Here is a 3515-nt window from a genome sequence, read left to right as displayed (position 1 = left end):
TTTTCTTACGGGCATTTTTATTTTATCGGCTGAAAGACAGCCGATAAAATTGGCGTGGCGGAAAATAGTATGGTTACATGCGAGAGCCTAAGCGAATAAATAAGGATAAAAGTTAGTTTACGCTCTTTTTTTACCCATACATTAATTTCAAACTATATAAATATGGAAAAAGTATCATTACTAATGAAAGATTCCTCCGAAGGAGATTCCCAAAAAGAAACCATGATAGACTTTATTCTTTCATGGACCTTACGTAGATCTGTGCAGCAATACAGTGAAGAGAATCCCGTCCTTTATCAATATTGTAGAAAGATTCTCGGTAAACTGATTGGCATCGAAATGACAGACGACGTGCAAGTCGCCTCCGTCGAGACTTGGAAACAATGGAAATACATTGACCTTTGGGCAAACATACGGATTACATGTAATGGAAAAGAAGAATTTCATGCTGTTTTGATTGAGAACAAAGCATATACACAGACTCACCATAATCAATTAGCAAGATACAAGGTCATTTTCGACCAAGTATGTAAAGAGTATATGCCTGATGCTAAAAGACATTATATACTAATCACCGCCTTGGATGAAATGCCGGATATGCTAACAAACGAATGTAAAGAGAACGGATATACTCCATTCTGCCTGGGAGATTTAAATGATTATGAACAGCAAGATTCGGAAAGCGATTTGTTTAACGAGTTTTGGTTAAGATATTGGTAGAATTTATATATTTACGGAATTACCTAAATACGAAATATCAGTATCAAAATAAGAAAATCAGCATGAATAACACTATCAAATTTTGGTTTGTAAGCAAAATTCCACAATGTTTATTTGCAGCATACATATTCACACATATATTTTGTAAATCAAATGATTTCCATCCTATTGATGGTTTCCACCCTATTATGGAGTATCTGCCCAACAACAAAACTCTTTGGTTAATACTCTTATGCATATGGCTTTCAATATGTCTCATTATTCCGATTAGAATTGCAGTTTTTTCGTACAAAAACATTGATGAGATTTTATCTTATAGTTTCTTCTTCCACAACAGCAATGTTGATAGATTTGGATTCCGATTATCTTATACCTGCGGCATCTGGATAACATATACAATAGCATTAATATTTTTGCCTTTTCATTTATTAATATGGCTTTCTATTCTTATTTTCTAAATAAATATTATGAAAAAGATCAGTATAACAGGATATTTAATTATAGCAATATGTTTCATTCTTTTATGGATGAGTTGGGTATGGACATTCCTCATTATTCCTATTCTTTGGTTCTGTATTAAATATGATATATTTTATATCCATTTTGTAAAAAGTCTTACTCATGCAAGTAGTCTTTATACAAAAGCCAACATACTACTAATACAATATTTACCATTCTATGATCATTCTACATCAATGATAACAATGGCATCCCGTATAAAAACTCATAAATGTCTTATTGGAAATCGTAAATTACAATACCTATTAGCTTTAGACCTTATCGAACTATATTTAAACAACGGAGGAAATCCAACCAATCTACGAAATGACAAAGGACAAACCTTAATTATGTTAATTCAAGCATTATATAAATGTAGTCCCGATATACAAACATTCCGCTATGATGCTGATCTGGATTCCCCCTATTCTGTCATATATCCTAAAGATACAAATTTCATCCTTGACAAGGATGGAAACTTTTCAATTACAAAGATTTGGTTTGCATACTCCATTTACGAACAATCCATATTACATACTATTCAGATTTTACCTCAATTGAAGCGTATAAATCCGACAGTCAATAAAGGTTTTTATCTGGATATTTACAATAATTGCCATGACAATTCTAAAGAGTTTTCCGTTTTTTTTCAGATACTCAAGGATTTTTTCAGAAAGCCAGAAATTCTTATGGAACAATACAATATCCAAAAGAGAAAACAAGAATTAGAAAAATTAAAATATGGGACAATCCTTTCTCAAGAAATAACAGATTCTGATGATATTCAATCATCTGCCAACAAAGAAAACGAAGTTTCCTCCAAACATGCATATCATAATATACAAGAAGTTTACAATGAATTTCATGAATTAATAGGATTACAAGAAGTCAAACAAGAATTAGAAACATTCATCAATACCATAACTATACAACAGGAAAGACAAAGAAATGGAATGCCAATATCTAATCTGTCTTATCATTGTGCTTTCATAGGCTCACCCGGAACAGGAAAAACGACAGTAGCAAGAATATTGGCGAAAGCATACAAATTATTAGGAATTATCACAAATGGAGATTTAATAGAAGTTGGCAGAAGCGACCTTGTAAGTGCCTATTTAGGACAAACAGCTATAAAAACAAATGAATTGGTAGACAAGTCCATAGGAAATGTACTCTTTATTGACGAAGCTTACTCTCTATTTGAAAGAAAAGATGACAGTTATGGAAAAGAAGCCATAGACACATTAATTACTCGAATGGAAAATGATAGAAATAATTTGGTTATCATTTTAGCTGGATATGAAAAAGAAATGACTGATTTTCTATCCACCAATCCAGGTATGATGTCAAGGATTAATAGATATATACATTTCCAAGATTATAATACGCAAGAACTAACAGATATATTTACTAAAATGACTTCAAAGAATGCCTATTCGCTTTCACCGGAAAGTCAGAAAATTCTACATGAAAAGATGCAATATGTTTATTCTCACAGAAGCAACACCTTCGGCAATGCCCGCTTTGTACGCAACTTATTTGAAAAATGTATTGAGGAACAAGCCAACCGAATAGCTTCTATACAAATAAAGGATGAAAAAACACTTATAGAATTAACTACAAGTGATATATTAAATGCCATTCAAAAAATCAAGTATTAACAAAACGACTACAAAATGAAAAATGCCATGAAACAGATCTTAATTATTGGTACAGGAGGTGCCGGATGTAACATTATCAATGACTTACAGATAACGAAACAGAAAACCATCTATCCCAAAGGAGCCAATTTCACATTTGACAACACAAAACTTAATTCCCCTAACATACACTTTTTAGGATTAGACAATAGCCAAAATGTCCACAAAGAAGAGCCTTGGTTTATTTCTACTGAACAAGATTTATCAACAATACTACTTGATGTTTTAAATGGAATAGAATCTATATTTATTATCTGTGGCATACGTGGCAAAACAGGAGGTCATTTAGCTAAAGAGATTGAGCAATATGCTGCAAACAATAATATCCAACCAGTATTGGTTGCTATATATCCTTTCAGTTTTGAAGGAGAAGGAAATACAAAACAAACAACTCAGTATTTTGAATCACGTTCCCTTGATATTATAAAAATAAGTAATGATGACTATGGTAATGCACCTTTCAATGATGGCTTTTTATTAATTAGTCTACAAATTTTTCAATCTATACTATCATATCTTGATTGGGAATAGAATTTTAAGAAGTTCCCAATTGCACAACAAAAGTGCAGAAAACTACAATTTTCTGCACTTTTGTTG

At 31.9% G+C, this 3515-nt stretch carries 3 protein-coding genes; all 3 read left to right on the top strand.

The window, feature by feature from the left end; genetic code table 11:
* Positions 1 to 162: 162 nt before the first annotated feature.
* Positions 163 to 720, top strand: coding sequence for a PD-(D/E)XK nuclease family protein (locus KFO40_RS25395; protein WP_117808971.1), 558 nt, complete (start codon positions 163 to 165; stop codon positions 718 to 720).
* A gap of 467 nt (positions 721 to 1187) precedes the next feature.
* Positions 1188 to 2879: an AAA family ATPase gene (locus tag KFO40_RS25390; RefSeq protein WP_117808973.1), complete on the top strand. Its 1692-nt coding sequence runs from the start codon at positions 1188 to 1190 to the stop codon at positions 2877 to 2879.
* Positions 2880 to 2894: 15 nt separating this feature from the next.
* The gene (locus tag KFO40_RS25385) at positions 2895 to 3449 is read left to right on the top strand and encodes a hypothetical protein (RefSeq protein ID WP_117808974.1); all 555 of its coding nucleotides are present in this window, start codon (positions 2895 to 2897) and stop codon (positions 3447 to 3449) included.
* Positions 3450 to 3515: the final 66 nt, after the last annotated feature.

The organism is Bacteroides sp. 1001302B_160321_D4, assembly GCF_015667765.1.
Classification (GTDB): Bacteria; Bacteroidota; Bacteroidia; order Bacteroidales; family Bacteroidaceae; genus Bacteroides; species Bacteroides xylanisolvens.
Note: the sequence above shows the minus strand (reverse complement) of the source record. Positions and strands in the feature narration are given on the sequence as shown.

Bases quoted from the DNA above. Each gene is read 5' to 3' on its own strand.
- KFO40_RS25395 (WP_117808971.1), top strand. From the start codon at position 163: ATGGAAAAAGTATCATTACTAATGAAAGATTCCTCCGAAGGAGATTCC.
- KFO40_RS25390 (WP_117808973.1), top strand. From the start codon at position 1,188: ATGAAAAAGATCAGTATAACAGGATATTTAATTATAGCAATATGTTTC.
- KFO40_RS25385 (WP_117808974.1), top strand. From the start codon at position 2,895: ATGAAAAATGCCATGAAACAGATCTTAATTATTGGTACAGGAGGTGCC.